Genomic DNA, 16,778 nt, shown 5'->3' on the forward strand with positions numbered 1-16,778 from the left:
TCAGATTTCTTTGTCTGCCGTGATCGGTACGGCGAGGTAGTTCCAGCCGTCGTACCCATCCAGCAAGCGGTAATTGTTGTCCTCGTAGCTGCCGGGGAAGAAAACCAGCAGGCGGCCCTTCACCTTGGGGGCGAATTTGTCCACGACTTCCTTGACCTTCAGGAAGCCGAACAAAGTGCCCACGCCTTGGAGAGCCACGACAAACTCTTCGCCGACGTTCTTGTCTTGCAAGAAGGCCTCGAACTCGGCTTCGATGTAACTGAGGTACTTGGGCAGCAGCGTCGACAGCAGGTTGGGCTTTTGAAAGTAGCTCTTGGCGTAGCGCTGGGAGGCCAACCAGTTCGGGAAAGAATCCGTCAAGTCGAATACGGCCCAATCATGGCCGGCCGCCCGAGTGGCGATTTCGAACTCGTCGACTTTGGCCCGCAGACGCAGCTCTTCCGTCTCCTGATAAACGCAGAAAATGACACGCTGGGCAGCGGCGGCGTCATCGCGCCATGGCACGCCAACGAACTTGCTATACGACTTGATCAATCGCTTAATTCTGGTGCTCACGAAGCCACTCCTTTTCCTGCGCGGTGATCAGGGTTGGAAAGAGCACTTCGATCACCTGGCCGACGCGCTTGAGTGAGATCCACCCACGGCGCGATGCGTCCTCCGCCAACTCCAACGTCCGCTCGAAGGAGCAGTCCAGCATGCGGGTGTAGTCGCTCTTGAATAGCGATTGGCCCCGCAGCCCGCTGACATACCCCAGAAGGAGGGCCAACGAGACTGCGCCTGGCGTCGCTACGGCACGGCCCCGCACCTTGCGGACACGGCCAGAGAGGTGGCCCGACTGGGTCCAGGACGAGTTGAGGTTTTGCGCGGTGGACTTGAGCGTGGCCTTGCTGAAGCGCCCAGGCTCTTGCGCGTCGATGAACTCTTCCATTGTCTCGCGGGTGACGGAGGCACCTTCCTGGAAACCCAAGACGAAGGGAGCCGTAGTCCGGAGCATGGGGTCACGCGAGTAGGCGCACAGCGCCGCCAACATTGGCTGCCCTTCCACATCGCGCTGCCAGAAGAACCGCAGGGCACGGAACACCAGCAGGCCGGGATCAAGTGCGTAGAGGTCTGCGAGGTGTCGAAAAGTGAGCGTCCGGGTCTTGCCCGAGCGCTTGCCTAAGCAATTGGAAGTCTGGATGGCATCGAAATAGTCGGCCTTTCGCGCGTCTGCCACGTCCACAAAAGACAACAGGGCGCGCAGTTCGGCGAGCATCATTGTCCGAGCCGTATGGACACCGCCGCGCTCAAAACTAAACCCGAGTCGCTCCAGCGTTTCGCTATTTTTTTTGTCGGCGATCACGTCAACATCAGTCCTGAAACTCAATCGGCATCTGCATCGATGCGTTGATCATGAAAGGAGTATCCCGGCGCCAACAAGGCATTACGGACACCATAGATGGCCAGCTGGTCTTTCAGCCAAAGTCGATGCTCTTGGCCCCGCAAACTGTGGTCAGGCGAGCAATCGACGCTCCACTTGCGTAAGGCGTATCCCGCCACTGCAGCGCGCAGCTTCAGCCGAAGCGCGCCGTCGCACATGCCGTAATCCATTGCGGTGATTTCGGGCCTGGGTTGATCGGGATGGGGAACCAACTCCAGTTCGACAATCCGGGTCCATTGAATGTCCTGATCGCTCATCTCGTGAGGCGCCACTGCCTGCCCCTTTAGCGGCAATGGGCGCTTGATCCGCGTAATGACGAAGTCCCGGAACTCTTGAGTTCTGCGATCGAAGGCGCGGACGTGCCACAGCAAGCCGGTGTCGATCAGGGCGAATGGGACGATTTCTCTTTCTGTGCGGCCACTTGAGATCGAGTGGTACTCGATACCTAAAGGGCATTGCAGGTGAATCGCGCGGGTCACGGTGGCGAGAACATCCAGATCGGGGAGCGTGAGCCTCGAGGGGCTTTCGCTGGCCACCCACGCCTTGCGCTGCAAGGGCTCGCCATCACCAAACCCCTGGGCCAGCCACGAGAGCACTCGCTCCGGCGCGAAGTCGAACACCGGGTGAAAAGCTGGTCCTAAAACGTAGGACTTGCCCTTGGGGTCGTAATCGAGGTTGCCGGGCGCCATCTCTTTGTAAAGCGCCAGATCCCTGGATGCTGCAGCGGATTGGATGGCAAACCGCGTCATCAGATCCTGGCGGCGAATCTCCCCTATGAACCGGAGCCGCAGCTCAACGAACGCGAGCCGGTCGCGTTGCGGCTGGGTCAGTTCACTAAGCGGTTCGTCTTGCATTCGGCGGCTGGCTCGTGCTGTTCATCTTGGATTTTATGGTCTTCGTGACGGTATGTATACCGAATCTTTTTGATGCTGACATGGCGGTCTTACTGGGGCCGATTGAGCGATCCGCTTTGTGCGGGGGAGTCGTCCGTTCCTTAGACGGGCCGGCCAGGCTGGCGGCGACATGGGACGCACAAAAAAAGAATGGCGAGGGCCACAGCCCGGAGGGACGCCCTGGCGTCCCTCCGGGTGTTCGCTGACGCCTACAACCATCCCCTCTCGGCCAAGCTCACCGTCTGTCGTCCACCGACCACAACATGGTCGAGAAGCCGCACGTCCACCAGCGCCAACGCTTGTTTAAGTCTCGCAGTGACCGCCCGATCGGCGGCAGAGGGCTCCGCGTCACCCGAAGGATGGTTGTGAGCCAGGATGATCGCGGCCGAGTTCAACCGCAGCACCTGCTTCACCACCTCACGGGGATGGACCTCGGCCCCGTCGATGGAACCGTAAAAAAGCTCCACGTAGTGGATCAGACGGTGCCGCGTGTCGAGCAAGGCAGCGGCGAAGATTTCCCGCTCGGCGCCGGCCAGCTTGTCCTGGAAGAACCGTGCGGCGACCTGGGGGTCGGTGAAGCTCATCCCGCGTTGAGTCCTCGCATCCACGATGCGCCTGGCTGCCGCCAGCACCGCGTCCGGGTCGGCCGGCGCGTAGCGACGCCGGTTGCTGCGCACGTACAGGCCGGGCATGGGTTCGTCTGTCATCTCCTTGATCTCCAGAATGACGGAAGGGCGCGGTTGCGCCCTTCCGGTGGTAGGCCAGTACTTCTTGCCCCTGAGTGAGACGCATCTCATCCGGTCCCGATCCGGGCGACCTTCTCCTGCAGCCGCGCCCGTAATGCGGGCCTTGGTGGCGATGGTTCCGGTGTGCTGATGCCCTGCATTCCTGCGGCCTCGGGATACAGCTCTTCGACGACCGCGGGCACGTCCTCCTCCAGCTCCTCGAACGCGCCGTTGGCGAACCCGTGTCTGGCCGCCTCATCCAAGGCCACCTGGTCCAGCCCGCTGCCCGGCGGGTCGCGTCCACTTCCCGCGCCTCGGCAATGGCCTGCTCCAGCGTCACGCCCGAGCGCACCACCAGGTCGACGTAGTAGATCGCCGCCCGGTGGCTCATCGTGGTCGACTTGCCCCGCAGCTTCAGTTCCAGCGGCATGCAGGCCAGCAACCCGCCCGAGACGGCGCTGTAGTACTGCATCCGCGCCGCCAGGGTCCGTATGGTGTTGAAGGATGTGGTGCGCAGCACGAAGCTGCCCAGCGCGTCGTCCTCGGCATCCCCGACCAGGACGTTGAGGCGGGCGTAGGCTTTGCAGCTGCCGGCCCCGAACGCACAGGCGGTCGGCCCCGGGCAAGCGAGTGTTGCGATGCCCTCCTGAGTGCTCCGGCGGCAGCTTTCGCCGTTGCCGACACAGACGGGCCGGCCGGTGTCCCGGTCGAACAGCGAGTAGTCCGCCCGCAGGTTGAGCCCCGGGTCGTTGAACAGGAGCCGGACAGGAATGGCCCGCAGCTTGCCGCCGGCCTGCTGGCGCAGCATCTCGTCCAGCGGGTGCAGTATCCAGCCGTCCCGGTTCTGGATTTGGCTGGTCAGGGTGAACTGGTCGTCCTTTTCCGGCAGGCGCTTGCCGTTGCGTTCGACCACACGGCCGATGGAGATCCGCCCGACCACGGGCGGGGTGATCACAAGTCCCTTCAACATGGCGTTGCCCTCTGGGTTAGTTGGGGGTGTCGGTGTGGACGGTCAGGACGAACCGACGCGCGCCGGGGCGCACGACGGCGAACTGGGCCGCGATTTCGGGGCGTTCGACGGCCAGACGCCTGGCGTCGAGCGACGTGCCGTCCTTGGCCCGGCGATAGGTGACCGTTCCATTGGTGAAGTGGGCCTTGGACGCGTCGCCCATCGCCTGCTGGATCGCCTGCTTGAGCGCCTCGGCCCGTTGCCCGCGGGCGTCGAGCTCGGCACGCAGCGCAGCCAGTTCGTCAAAGGCCTGGCACAGCGCCACATCGCCCGTGAAGTCCAGGCTGGTGTCGTTCCCCGGATGAAGGTGCCGCAGGGCCCTGGCGGCCGACTCGCTGCCGTCCGCGGCCGGGGGCGTGTCGGTCTCGACGCACTCCCAGAACCGCGCCTCCAGCACGACCAGCCGTGCGATGACCTCCTCGTCCCGCACGATCCGGTGGATCTGCAGGTCCTGGCCGCACAGCAGCACCGCCACGTCCGCGGCATTCTTGCCGGTGACCGCTAGCTGGTGGTGGACCTGCAGCTGCACGTACCCCGGAACCCCGTCCTTCCAGAGCCGGGAGCCGAACTCGCCTGCGGTCTTGCACTCCAGGATCTGCACGTCCAGTTCGCCGACCACCTCGCGGTCGATGTTGGCGAGCATGTAAGGCATGCTGGGGTGCTGCAGGACCGCGTTGAGCTTGCGGACCCTGCGGCCGGTCTTCTGTTGATAGGCCACCGCCACGTACGGCTCCAACAAGGTGCCCCAGTAGCGCGGGTCGTCCGTGCCGGGCGTGTCCTCGGTGGCCGGCTGCCGCCCGGTCTTTTCCAGCCACAGCTCCAGCTGGCTCTTGTAGGGGTTCAGGCCCACGGCCGTGGCGGCATCGGAACTGCCGATCCCGCCCCGACGAACTTCCAGCCACTGCCCGCGGTCGAGCGTGCGCGTGTCGACCAGGCGCAAGGCATTCTGCTTCTTCATGTCGATCTCCCAAAAAGAAAGCGCCCGGCTGTGGCCGGGCGCTATGGCGTTAACGATGTTGGGTGAAGGGGCTAACCGGACGGGGTTGGCAACCCGGGCGCGAGAATGGCCCGGAGGATCGCTTCCGCCTCAAGCGGGTCCCCTCCGGCCAGCAGGTGCCGGCCGTAGCGCGCCCCGAAGGGCCCTGCGACCTCGTAGCACCAAACCAAGCCGTTCTCGTTCCCGCACTCAAGCCACAGGCGATGCAGCAGCGGCGCTTGGTCGATGCAGGCCTGGATATAGCCCAGCTGCCCCTCGAAGCGGTCCATCGCTTCGCTGCGGGCCGGCCATGCCTCGAGCGCCTGTGATGCGCCCAGCGCGACGTAGGCGACGTCCAGAAGGTCCTGGTCTTCGCGGGGAACGTGCCAGGGCTCGGCCTCCCGCTGGAGAGCCCTGCCGGGCCGACTCACGACACAAGCCCCACCAGCTCGTCCCACGCCCGCTGTTTGATCTGGGCGCCCTGCCCGAACCAGGCGGCGTCACGCCGGTGGTCGTCGCTGCGCGCCCGGCGGTGGTGGTCCACGTACTCGGTGACGCTGTTGAGCAATCCCCAGGCCGTACCCCGACTGGAAGCCAGCTGGGCTCCGCGCCCTCCGCCCTCGTACAGCGCCCGCGCCGCGGCGATGGCCTGCTCGTTGGCCACGGTGTTCTTGCCGTCGGACCCCGTGTAGGTCAGCACCCGCCGCAGCAGTCCGTCGACCGAGTCCGGATCCACCGGACGGTCCGCCAAGGCGTTCATTCGGGCCACGAACCCGTCCCAGGACGACACCGTGATGCCCAGCTGACGTTTCACAGACTCGGGGTCGAACTGGCTGCGGTGGGGGACCTTGACCGCCCCGTTACCGTTATCCAGGGCGACACGCAGCGTGTTGTTGCAGACCACACGGACCGAGGTGAACTGAGCCGTCGTGGCCAAGGTGCCGTCGCAGGCGGTCGCCAAGAGCAAATAGCCATCCACCCGATCCCGGCCCTTCAGGCGCGTGCTCTGGCCCGTTCGGGCAAGCGCCCAGAACTTGCGCCCTTCCCGCAACACGCCGGCGGTGTCCAGTTCGAACCCATGGCAGGCGGTCAGGTTACGGTAGAACTCCAGGATCTCCCCGGGCTGGACCACGTTGAAACGCCTGCCCACCACCGCCAGCGGCGCCCGGGTGTCGGAGCGATAGAGGACCTTGTGTTCCGGGAAGGCATTGATGATGCCCAGGCTGGACCCGCCGGTGATGAACCGGACCTCGGACTCCTCGATCTGCCAGTCCATTCCCGCCTGCTTCCGCCAGGTCTCGATGGGCTGCTGCGGCGCCAGTTTGTTGCCAAGGCCGTGCCAGGGTTTGTCCCCTGCGTAGGCCATCGTTTGTACCAAATGCATGTCGGCTCCTTGTTTGAGCGGCACAAAAAGCAAAGGCCCGCCGGTGAGGGCGGGCCTTTGCGTGCCGATGGATCGGCTAGGTGAGATCCCGGTCGCGCTTCTTGAGCAGGCCGGCAAGAATCAGCGCGGCAAGCGTCAGCAAGCTGACAAGGGCCTCCTTGGCGTCATCGCGCATGGCTTTGACCTTCTAGGAGCGCTGGGGACGTAGCGCCCGGCCGTGAAGTAAGGGTTTCCCTGCTTCATGAGGGTGTTATGGGTTTGAAAAATCGTTGAATCGGTCGAGCGCACGCCGTCCAAAGATGCGGCAGCGCACTAATGCCCTATTGAAAGCTGTCGGCTTTGACGAGCGTGCAGTCTGAAATCCCTGCACACGGCGTCGCCCATCAATCGGAAATCCGGAGCAGGACGGATCGCACGACCCTTTTGGAGGGGGCGCAGACCGATTCGGGCGGTGGTCACATCGGAAAGTAGTGATCTGCAATCGAGTTCCCAACGCCCAGCGTCTCGAGATCGCCCCGGGCCTGCCGAGTGCTCCAGCCAACTTCGATGCCCTCAGCGCGGAAGGACCGACATTTGGGCCTGATTGGGCGGTCACGTTAGTTCCCGGCAAGGTCCTGACCACCTGCTTCCGCGCTAGGCGGCGCGTGTCGCCCAGCCGCTCCCGCCCTTCGCGGATTTCCGCTCCGGTTTCTTCGGAAGATCCGCATTTTCCGCTCCTTATACGTCATCTGCGGAAACAGGCATCGTCGCGGTGGACAGGCAAGGGGCCTGTCGATCCACCGAGATCGCTTTATGAACCATCAATGCAACTACTCAATCCTCACGACCTATTCGCCGGACACCGCAAGTGGGCGACTCACCCTGCCGTCGACGCGCTCCATGCGAGTTCTGCGCAAGAAGGATTTGGCGAAGAAGCTCTCTTGCTCCGAGAGCACCATCGATAACCGCCTGAACCCGTCAAGTCCGTGGCACGACGAAACCTTTCCGCGCCCAGTTGCGCTCGGGGCTGGCGGCTCGCGCAGTTCCGCCAAGGGCTGGATCGAATACGTCATCGACGAGTGGCTGGAAAGCCGCATGGAGGACGCGCGCCGCATGTAACGAGCTCACTAAGTCGACGTAGCAAGTCAGCGCACAAAAACCCCAGCGCGCCTGGGGTTTTTGTTTTCAAAAGCTGGGAGAAGCGGGCCCCATCGGGCTCGTGCGAATTCCGGTTTTTATTCTATTAGTTAATCAATCAGCACATAGCAGAGAAGAATTCACATGAATGAGATCAGTCAGACCACCTCGTACACCCCGGCAATCGCCTTCGACTGTGACCTGCTCAAGGAGCAGGTGCCCAACCTTTCCATCGCCCCCGAGTCTAAGGCTACCCTGGTGCCCTCGGCAGAGCGGGAACACCACCTCTTCGTACGTAAGACCAGTCAACGCTACGGGCACACCTATGTTGGGCAGGAGCACGACTTCATCTACTGGCTGCTCCGAGCAGAGAAACTCGTCGATGCCATCGCCCGGAGCGATGATCAGCTGATTGAAGTGACGCACGATCGAAGGGGGCAGCCGTGGTATCAGCTGACCAAGATCGGCAAGGCATTCTTCAATGTATGCAAGGGCTACAACCAAGACAGTGCGGAGTACTACAAGCACCACCGCTTTAATCCTCCCCTGACCGTTATGCTGAAGGTCGTCGACCAGTGTTCGCCTGAGCTCTGGGCTCACACCCGTAACGGCGATCCGGTACTGATTGATCCACGAACGCGTGAGATTCTCGAGAACGCGGCTGCTTCCATCCGCGCATCATGTCGGAGCCAGGCCTACAAGGACGAAGTCGACAATTACAAGCGCAACGAAGAGAAGAACATCGCCAGCTGCTGCGAGTATCTGGCAGCCCAGTTCCAGCGTCGTTCGCAGCTGCTGATCCTACGGGTTGATCTCTACTTCCGCCCGGCGTTCAAGGGCTGGGGCTACACTCGCGAAGCGGATGGCCACTACGCGAGGTTCCTGCGTGCTCTGCGCGAAAATCGAATCGTTCCCGACGTCCTCGGTTACATCAGCAAGCGCGAGGACGGGATCGATCGTGGCATCCACTTTCACGTCCTCATTGTCCTGGACGGGCACAAGCACCGTGATGCGGCCAATCTGACCCGCATGGTCGGAGAGGACTGGGTCCGCCGCTGCGGCCATGGAGAGTACGAGGATGGGGTGGATGTCGGCGAGACGGGCAAGAAGGCCAAGGCGAGCTATTTCAACTGCTACACCCGGACGGACCAGTACCGTTTCAACTGCCTGGGTCTGATCCATCCGACGGACACTGACAAGCTGCGCGGCTTGCGCCTGGCGATCGAGTACCTGTGCAAGGAAACCACGCAGCTCAAACCCAGCCCGCCGAAGTCCCTGGCAGGCGACGAGGACGCCGACACCGCGAGCAAGAAGGGGATCCGCAACCTGCGCAAGGGAATCATGCCGAAGGGTCACAGCGGCCGTGGCGCGCCCAGGAGCAGCGGCCTGGACACCTCAGCCATTGATCGAGAGTTGCTGAAAAAGTGATCTCAAATCTTGCTTCCAGACGAAGGGCCGGCTTGCCGGCCCTTTCTCTTGACACGCCCCGGGGAGCACGCAGGAGCCGTGGTTACGCTGCTAGGAATCTAGCGAACCTCAGCGGAGGCGCCCCGAAACAAGCACAACGTACCCCCAGCCACGATCACGAACACAGTCTGCCAGCGTCTCGTCGATTGAGTCCGGCCGGAACCGCAGGACCGCGCTGACTTTCAGCGAAGCATTCGGTCCGCCGACTACATGTTGCTTCGCAAGAAAGCCGACCTGTGTCAATTGTCCTGAACTCCCTCGATGCATGAAAGACTTGAACGCACCGCCCCCCCACCCGCCAAGCACGATTGGATCACCTATCGCGACTTCAGTCTCGATATAGCGCTGACACTCATCCGGAGTTGGGTTGAATGCGTTGCGTTGCATGGCCCAACCGAGCGAGACATCCTCCATTGAACCGATCAACACCTGGCCGTCTGTGCGCAGGCCGTCATACGGCACAGGATCCTTCCTTCCCCAGCTCCGCTCGCGATCACCGCGGTAGTACGTCAGATTCCTCTTGGCCCGGGTCATTCCCACATACAGCAGCCGCGCCTCTTCCGCGGCATCGCCTTGGAGATCCGGTCCCAGTCGATCCCACCCTGCAACGCCGAACTGAATCATCGACGGCAGAATTACTACGTTGTCGAACTCAAGCCCCTTCACCTTGTGCAGTGTCGAAACTACTGCCGTTGACGCTTCATCGACCGTCCCCAGCAACCGCACGAGTTCATCGGTTCTCAATTCATCGACAAACTGAACGAGCGAGGAAAGATGGGGGAATGAACGCTCGCGGCAGCACAGCTCCCACAGATCGTCCAGCGTGACGTCGGACGTAGCCGGCCTGGAGTATTCCGGAACACCTCCAGCTTGCACCGTCCGGTTGAAGATCTCTCGCCGCAAATCCTCTGAAAGTGCGGCGTCGCCTTTGGCAGCAGCCTCCCGAAGATGGTCCAACCAGAGCGCCACGTGCCTCAGCTGGGCTACGCGCAGATTGGCGCCCCCCTGCACCCTCAATTTCGGCAGCGCCTGGCTCAACAGTCTGTGCGCTTCAGCGACCTCAGCATTCGAACGACAGAGCACGGCGGTCGACTCGCCTTCGCGGCCGGTCAGGTCCTTTAGCAAAGCTGCAGTGCCTTCTACCGCCTCGCCCCACGTTCGACCGCTCCACTCGATCGCCTGGCACGCCCCTTCCCTGGCTCCCGCACGTGATCTCAACCGGGAGGACTTCAGACGCCGGGAGCGGCTCGTGCGCTCGAAGAACCCTGAGATCATCAACTGGCTGCGTTCGACAATGCTCTCGCCAGATCGGAAATTCACGCCCAGCAGGAACTCCTGGAAACTTCCTCCCCCGAAATCGTGCGTAAACTGATCAAAGTACTTCTCGGAGAACTGGTGAGCACTACCATCATTCTTCCGCTGCCAGCGCAGGATGTCCTGGTCGTCGTCACCAATCACCATGACCCCTGCCCTAGACCCGCTGCCGGAGTGGAGATACTTGATGACCTGATACACGTCATCCGTCACGTCCTGGAATTCGTCCACAAGGACACAACGTGCGCCGCCGGCTACCCTCTGGGCGAACGAAGGATCTTTCGACAGCCGACTGGAAAAATCAGAAAGCAGGGTTTGCACACTGTCTCTAGTAATCTCAACCCCCTCCCGCGCCAGGCTCCGCATAGCCAGCGAGTGGAAGGTCGAGACCCGCAGACGCCCCGCGTAGGCTGCATAGCCCAGCGACTTGAACAGCTCGCGAATCCGTCGCCTGATCTCAAAGACGACTGCGCGATTGAACGCAAGCACGATGATTTGCGAGGGATCGATGTTCTGCTCCCGGATCAGGTGCGCGATTCTTCCTACAAGGACAAAGGTCTTGCCAGCCCCGGGACCCGCGTTGACCATGATGTGCTGATCAAACGGCGCCTTGGCCACCTCCCATTGCGCTGATTCTTCCGAGCCCCTGAATCTCTCGAAGAACTCAACCGCTTTCGTGGCGCGGAGCTTCTCCTGCATCTCCAAGAGCAAGGTGGAGGGGCCGTCCCGATCCTCGCTGACTATTTCACCCAGTTGCGAATCAAGGAACTGCTTGATCGCAGGGCCATCAGCGGCGTCGAAATACCCTTCGATGAAGACCGGGTGGGCATCCGTGTTCACGTTTGCGAACACCTCCATTGCCAGATTTCGTGCCTCTGCAAGTTCATTGACCTGCCTGAGCTCGTCCCAGATATCCGCCTGATCCTCAAGCCTGCCATCGACATTGGATACTGCTACGACATGTGACAGCGGAACCAACTCCGGCGAAATGCTGACAAGGCTCATTGCCGACAAGAGCGCGGCCACTTTGTTCAAGTCGGATTCGCGGAAACGGCCGTCATGGCTTCCGGCACGTAGCTGATCCACAAGTTTCGAAATCGGGATCGATCTCTGGTTTGCGACGGCCGCGAACAGGGACTTCGCCCCCTGCAGGAAACGTTGCCGTCTGGAATCTGCTTTGGACCATGACGACCGCGGAAGCACTGCCTCCCAGATGACTTTATCGTCGGCCCGAACCAGCTGGCGAAGCTTGACTCCGGATGCACGCGCAAGGCTTCTGAAGCCGTTAATGAACAATCTTTCATACATCCGGCGCTTGTCATCGCCGACCCGCGGCCCCTCTACGTCCTCGACCATCTCAAACGGATTGAACTCGATTCGTCCGTTCTTCGCGAGCCGGCGTATGAGTTCGGCTACTCCGCCATCGACGTACTGGAAGAGCTCGCTGATCTTGGTGGATGGCTCAGATGCAAGCTTGCGCGGAACAACGTCAATCTCGCGATTCAGCGATACAGCCCCACGCTTTTCGAGGTCGCCTAGGACTGCCAGCACATCTCCCATCGACTTGATCGCACTGCTGCGCAGCTTGATCTGGGAGAGATTGAGAATCACCGTCTTTGCCGTGGCGGCCTCACCGCTCGACAACCCGGCGTGTGCGGGACGTGGGCTTGGAAGCGACCGCGCCGGAGTTCTTGCCAAGCCATCGAACAGCATGCCCACCGTGTCGGACAAACTGGAAAACAGCCGTCCGAGCACGTCGATCGTGCCGCCGAGAAGTCCTGCCGGGGTTGGAGAAGCGCCAAAAACGGAGCCGCCTCCAAGGGATGCACCTGCAAGCGAAGTGTCCACCGAACCAATTTTAAGAATCAAACCGGCTACTTCAGCAGCCAAACCATCCTCCTGGGATATCCGCTCAAGCGAGGACGGGTAGGCAGTCACCTCAATCAGATCCGGGACGGAACCGCACAGGCGGACGCGTTCGGCCCGTTCGAGCCAGTACAGCCCCATTCTGACTCGCGTCGCGGCCGCGCGTCTGGCGGCCGGACTTTGCCCCACGGGGTTCTGTGGCGTGCCGTAGCCCTCGGCAGGAACGATCGCGAGCTGCTGGCCATCCACCTGGTATGCGTGCTCGCACACCTTTTCGTGGAGATCCCTGATGATTGGAAGGGATAGGGCGCTGCGCGCCCGCAAACCCCGGATCGACTCGAAGTCCTGATCCGAGAATAGCAGCGTGGCGGAAAGCTTTTCGAGCTGCGCATTCTTACGCTCCCGCTCCCCGCGCCCGATCCGGCCAACCTCCTGCAGGTAGTCCTCGAGGTATCCCGGCGGTGCAAGGTGCACGACCCAATGGATGTCCGGAATATCCATGCCCATGCCGAAGGCCTTCGTCGCCACGAGGACATCAAGGTCACCGTCAAGAAAGCGCGTGTAGATCTCTTCCCGCGAGCCTGCATCCAAGCCCGCATGGTAGTAGTCGACCTGACCGCTGGTGGCCCGGGCAAGCCGCTGCGCCACGACCTCCGCGTGGTATCGGCTGGATACAAAAACTATGACGGCACTACGTTGACCCGTCGACGCCCGGTTGCGCCGTGCCGCCGATACGGCTTCTTCGATGTGAGGCAGACGCTCCGCCAGTGCCTTGTCAAAGTTCCGCCGGTCGTTGAGCATGCCACGCACACGACGCGGCTCAACGGCAATATGCGTTCGCAATGGATTGGAGAACGAGTCCGGCCTTGCCAAGAGCGGCAGTGGAGATCCCGTCTCTCCGGAATCTCCGGACATGACGGCCTGCAAACGGACCCTGTCGGACGCGGTGATCGTTGCCGACAGCAACAGGAAAGGCGTCGGCTCACTCAAATCCATTGCACGACACATGCGCAGCAACAGATTCAGCGCATGAAAGTAGTCCGGCCTGAACTCGTATCCCCACTGATTCACGCAATGGGTTTCATCCACTACTACATGCTCCAAGCCTTTGTCAGCTTGCATGCGTTTGTGAAGCACATCGAGGAAAACACTGCTGCGTGTCCGCTCTGGCGCGACATACAGCAGCACGATGCGATGATCGAGTACGCCCTGGATCACTTCGGCGATCTCGCTGGGCGGTCGATCACCGCTCAGATAGTCGACTGACTCGGAGAAACCCTGCTCCCGCAGGCGCTCCACCTGATCCCGCATCAAGGCCTTCAACGGCGAGATGACCAATGTCAGCCGTCTATTGCGTAGGCCACGGCAGAGCGCGGGAACTTGAAACAGCACCGACTTGCCCTCGCCCGTCGGCAACGAGACGAGAACATTAGCGGAGCGTTCGCAGATGGCTTCCATCGCAATCTTCTGCGACGGCTTGAAGCCGGTGACGCGATTCCCGCCGCCCCCGCTTCGAGGCTGCCAGTTCGCCACCAGGAAGCGTTCCATAGCCTCGATGCCGGAAGGAGCCACCTCTCGCACCAGCTTGAACGGCGACAACACTAGCTCCAACCGTTGCGCCTGCTCAGCCAGGAATGGCGTCTCCACAAGCTGGAACGAATCCGCCAAGTTCGACAGCCCCTTGGCCATGTCGCCCACGCGCGGATCAATAAGGATGGTGGGGAGCTGCGACGCTGACAGCCCCACATCGGCCATCCATCCATGCAACCGGGCCCGCAACAAGGCAGGCGCAGACTCAAGTACAGTAGCGCCACTAACGACGGCGCCGCCGCCCGCCTTCTCGGTCTTTTGCCCAGAATCAGAACCTGCCTGCGCGGCAGTGCGCGTCTCCGCACAGGCATGCCACTCCTCGATCGGCAGTGCCTCGACCACAGGTTGCAGCACCACGCCTGCCGACTGAGAAAGCGATTGCCAGACGGGCCACTGGTCGACCACGTCGACCAGCGCGAGGCCACCACTCGAGGCGCGAAGCATGTGTTCACGTTGGCTGCGGTGTTCCGGTTTCACCTCGCCAAGCCCGATCTCCGCCAGCCCAACTGTCAATAGATCACGCAGCGCCTCGCTTTGGGTACTCGCAATCAGGAGAATCGGAACGGTTCCCGCTCCAAACGTCGCCACTTCTTTGAACGTACGAAGCACCTCGGCCCAGTAGCTGCCCTGGTCCTCGGCCCGCGGATGCAACACGTGATGGCGCCGCGTTGCGACCTTCGGACGGCATGACGGAACCGGCGCGCCCTCAGCACGAACGATCGCCGCATCGCTGACGGGGAGCGTCGTGAATGCAGCCAGACCTCCTCGAGAGTCGAGCACGTGTGCGGCACGGTCGACGAGCAACCATCGCAACGCAGATCCGGTTTCACCGATACGCATGAATGGCGCTGCGGGCATTTCACCCAGCATCTGCGCAACATCGCTTTGCGCAACCTTCCGTCGATCGAGCACGAGAACATCATCGCTGAGCCCGGTCACCACGCAGGACGATGGATCCCTGCTGGCCCACCAGTCAACGCTGGCGGGCAACGACGCGATACGCCAGCCCGAACCGGCCTTCGGCACTACGCACGCCATGTCGACCGCCGACCGCAGACGGGCGTCACGTTCAAGCAGCCAGACCGGAATCATGTTCCGCCGCAGCGCGATGCCCTGCGCGGCAGCCAGCTCCCCAACAGCCACCAGGACCCGAGCAGCCGGGTCGGACGCGGCGTCTGCCGGCAGGGCCTTCTTAAGCAAGGCAACGTCAACTTCCCGCCACTCGGCCGCCAGCCCTTCGCTGGGGTCCGCCGAGACCACCGACGCGCCCGGAACCCAGTCGATCTCCCCGAGCCTGCTCTCGGGCACGACGACCAGCTTTGCAGGCGAGGTTCCCTCCGCGGTCATGAAGCCCGGGAACTCGCGGGCAAAATCGCGGACGCCCCGCTGGGCCTCAATGACCGCATCCAGCAGTCGGGCAGAATCGGTGAACTCGCCGATCAACACCCTGCGTGCAATATCTTCAGGCAGGCCCTCTAGCTGTCGCTTGAACAGCTGCAAAGTGTCAAGTGCATCCCGGTCCGCATGATGCCGCCCACCGAGCGCGTGCGACGCCGCCTGCGGCTCCAGAAGGTACCCGATGAGCAACGTGTCCCAGATCAATGGCACCGAAGTCGGCGCGATGTGGCGGGCAACAATCGGCCAGTCCCATGCCAGGGCATTGTGACCTACCACCAATGGCGCAGCGTGGACTCGCTGCCCCAGGTCGGCCATGGCCACATCCAGGTCGGTCCCGCTACGCTCATCGTGAAGAAGGCTGGCCTGTCCGTTGCGTGCGCAGCCGATTTCCCAGATGCGCTTACCGTCGGTTTCCAGGTCAAACGCCAGTGACGCAGCGGTAAGCAGCGTCCTTGCACGTGATGGTTCCTGTTGGAGTTGCTTGTCCAGCCCTGCCGGATTCTTCCGCCACCCTGACACCAGAGAAACCTGGCGCGCGGCTGGAAGTCGATGAAACAGCGAAACCGATAGATCGAGATTACGGTCCGCCCACGCTTCAGCCTGTACTTCGGACAGCAATCCGTTACGCACGATCCTGTCCAGCCAAGCATCGATGAACGCATCCCGCGGGATGTCGTAGGCCAGGAAACGCGTTGCCAGCTCGACCTCGGATGCCTCGGCTCCTGGGAAACAGGACTCCCAGTTGCCACGCGGTTCCGACAAGGCCCGGCTGAGCAGGTGCCATTCAAGGAGGCGGGAGCGGGCGTCCGGAGAAAGCCTCTGGCGTTGAATCCACGAGGGGTCTGGTGTCCCCAGCACGGCCAGCTGTGCTGGCTCGAACACTTCCAGCATCCGCGTGAACGCGCAAGCCGGGCTGCCTGGCGACAGGCAGGCAGCAAACTGGTAGTGCGACTTCGCCAGCCGGCTACTGACCTGATGTGCTTCCAGATCAGCCGGCGACATCTCGGCCAGACGTTCGCAGACGACCTGTCCCAGTACCTCGTCTTCCAGGTCGGTGGGTGCCGGCGCATTTCCACCCCACGGCTTCGCGTACCACGCTGTTTCAAACAGGCCCCACAGCGCATCCCGCGGCAACTCACCTAGGCGCTTGCGCCGCAAAGCGTCCACAGATGTCTGATCCGTGGGCGCATTCCCTAGCGAAGCTGAAGAGATTTCGACGGGCGCCCACAAGACTGCACCCTTCTTGGGCTCGTGTGGACGCCGTGGGTCGCTGCCCGTGATGAAAAGCACCTGCGATCCCACAGGGGGAAGCTTTTTTCCGTCAGGTAGCCGGCCCGGATATCCCCTGAAGTGGAAGAACACGTCCTCGCGCGCGCCACCAGAGATGAAGCCGAAGCCCCGTTCTTCGTCGAGCCTGGCCACAGTTCCGAAGCGTGGCAGCTTCAAGAAGAGCATTCCCTCATCAGATTGTGGCTTCTTACCAGATCCTAGCGGCCGACCACCGGTCTTGGAATTGGTCTTCCTAGTGTCCACAATCTCTCGCTCGGTCGGCTGTAAGCCCAATGTCTTCAGCTGGTCGGCCAGCGTGCTCATGATTGTTCATCCCCTTGCTGGCACACA

At 62.1% G+C, this 16,778-nt stretch carries 10 protein-coding genes and 1 pseudogene; 2 read left to right on the forward strand and 9 right to left on the reverse strand.

Annotation, left to right across the window (positions count from 1 at the left end; genetic code table 11):
• From ACLFKU_RS35195 to ACLFKU_RS35230, 8 genes and pseudogenes are all read right to left on the reverse strand, one after another.
• Positions 1 to 555, reverse strand: coding sequence for a BREX protein BrxB domain-containing protein (locus ACLFKU_RS35195; RefSeq protein ID WP_323162882.1), 555 nt, complete (start codon positions 553 to 555; stop codon positions 1 to 3).
• Positions 539 to 1,342 carry a hypothetical protein gene (locus ACLFKU_RS35200; RefSeq protein ID WP_410852223.1) on the reverse strand — a complete coding sequence of 268 codons (804 nt, stop codon included), beginning with the start codon at positions 1,340 to 1,342 and terminating at the stop codon, positions 539 to 541. Before ACLFKU_RS35200 ends, ACLFKU_RS35195 begins: the two co-directional genes overlap by 17 nt.
• A 20-nt stretch (positions 1,343 to 1,362) precedes the next feature.
• Positions 1,363 to 2,274, reverse strand: a complete 912-nt coding sequence (locus tag ACLFKU_RS35205) for a WYL domain-containing protein (protein WP_410852224.1) — start codon at positions 2,272 to 2,274, stop codon at positions 1,363 to 1,365.
• A gap of 248 nt (positions 2,275 to 2,522) precedes the next feature.
• Entirely contained in the window at positions 2,523 to 3,020 is a 498-nt protein-coding gene (radC, locus tag ACLFKU_RS35210; protein WP_323162885.1) for a RadC family protein, read from the reverse strand.
• A gap of 86 nt (positions 3,021 to 3,106) precedes the next feature.
• A pseudogene (locus tag ACLFKU_RS35215) lies at positions 3,107 to 4,008 on the reverse strand (hydrolase or metal-binding protein).
• A 16-nt stretch (positions 4,009 to 4,024) separates the two neighbouring features.
• A complete protein-coding gene (locus ACLFKU_RS35220) occupies positions 4,025 to 5,005 on the reverse strand; it encodes a YqaJ viral recombinase family protein (protein WP_410852225.1) in 981 nt (326 codons plus the stop codon).
• Between the two features lie 71 nt (positions 5,006 to 5,076).
• A complete protein-coding gene (locus ACLFKU_RS35225; RefSeq protein WP_046429159.1) occupies positions 5,077 to 5,454 on the reverse strand; it encodes a hypothetical protein in 378 nt (125 codons plus the stop codon).
• Positions 5,451 to 6,407: a DUF932 domain-containing protein gene (locus tag ACLFKU_RS35230; protein WP_410852226.1), complete on the reverse strand. Its 957-nt coding sequence runs from the start codon at positions 6,405 to 6,407 to the stop codon at positions 5,451 to 5,453. Before ACLFKU_RS35230 ends, ACLFKU_RS35225 begins: the two co-directional genes overlap by 4 nt.
• A 792-nt stretch (positions 6,408 to 7,199) precedes the next feature.
• Here ACLFKU_RS35230 and ACLFKU_RS35235 point away from each other — a divergent pair.
• Together ACLFKU_RS35235 and ACLFKU_RS35240 are read left to right on the forward strand one after the other, a co-directional pair.
• A complete protein-coding gene (locus ACLFKU_RS35235; protein ID WP_046429154.1) occupies positions 7,200 to 7,505 on the forward strand; it encodes a helix-turn-helix transcriptional regulator in 306 nt (101 codons plus the stop codon).
• Between the two features lie 162 nt (positions 7,506 to 7,667).
• On the forward strand, positions 7,668 to 8,951 hold the full coding sequence (locus tag ACLFKU_RS35240; protein ID WP_410852227.1) for a hypothetical protein: 1,284 nt from the start codon (positions 7,668 to 7,670) through the stop codon (positions 8,949 to 8,951).
• Between the two features lie 108 nt (positions 8,952 to 9,059).
• Here ACLFKU_RS35240 and ACLFKU_RS35245 read toward each other — a convergent pair whose 3' ends face one another.
• A complete protein-coding gene (locus ACLFKU_RS35245; protein ID WP_410852228.1) occupies positions 9,060 to 16,751 on the reverse strand; it encodes a UvrD-helicase domain-containing protein in 7,692 nt (2,563 codons plus the stop codon).
• Positions 16,752 to 16,778: the final 27 nt, after the last annotated feature.

Origin of the sequence: Paraburkholderia sp. EG304 (assembly GCF_046543485.1) — a bacterium.
In the GTDB taxonomy this organism is placed as follows: domain Bacteria; phylum Pseudomonadota; class Gammaproteobacteria; order Burkholderiales; family Burkholderiaceae; genus Paraburkholderia; species Paraburkholderia youngii.

Excerpts from the sequence above, each read along its gene's own strand:
- ACLFKU_RS35245 (WP_410852228.1), bottom strand. The coding sequence starts at position 16,751 with ATGAGCACGCTGGCCGACCAGCTGAAGACATTGGGCTTACAGCCGACC.
- radC (WP_323162885.1), bottom strand. The coding sequence starts at position 3,020 with ATGACAGACGAACCCATGCCCGGCCTGTACGTGCGCAGCAACCGGCGT.
- ACLFKU_RS35240 (WP_410852227.1), top strand. The coding sequence starts at position 7,668 with ATGAATGAGATCAGTCAGACCACCTCGTACACCCCGGCAATCGCCTTC.
- ACLFKU_RS35220 (WP_410852225.1), bottom strand. The coding sequence starts at position 5,005 with ATGAAGAAGCAGAATGCCTTGCGCCTGGTCGACACGCGCACGCTCGAC.
- ACLFKU_RS35235 (WP_046429154.1), top strand. The coding sequence starts at position 7,200 with ATGAACCATCAATGCAACTACTCAATCCTCACGACCTATTCGCCGGAC.
- ACLFKU_RS35230 (WP_410852226.1), bottom strand. The coding sequence starts at position 6,407 with ATGCATTTGGTACAAACGATGGCCTACGCAGGGGACAAACCCTGGCAC.
- ACLFKU_RS35205 (WP_410852224.1), bottom strand. The coding sequence starts at position 2,274 with ATGCAAGACGAACCGCTTAGTGAACTGACCCAGCCGCAACGCGACCGG.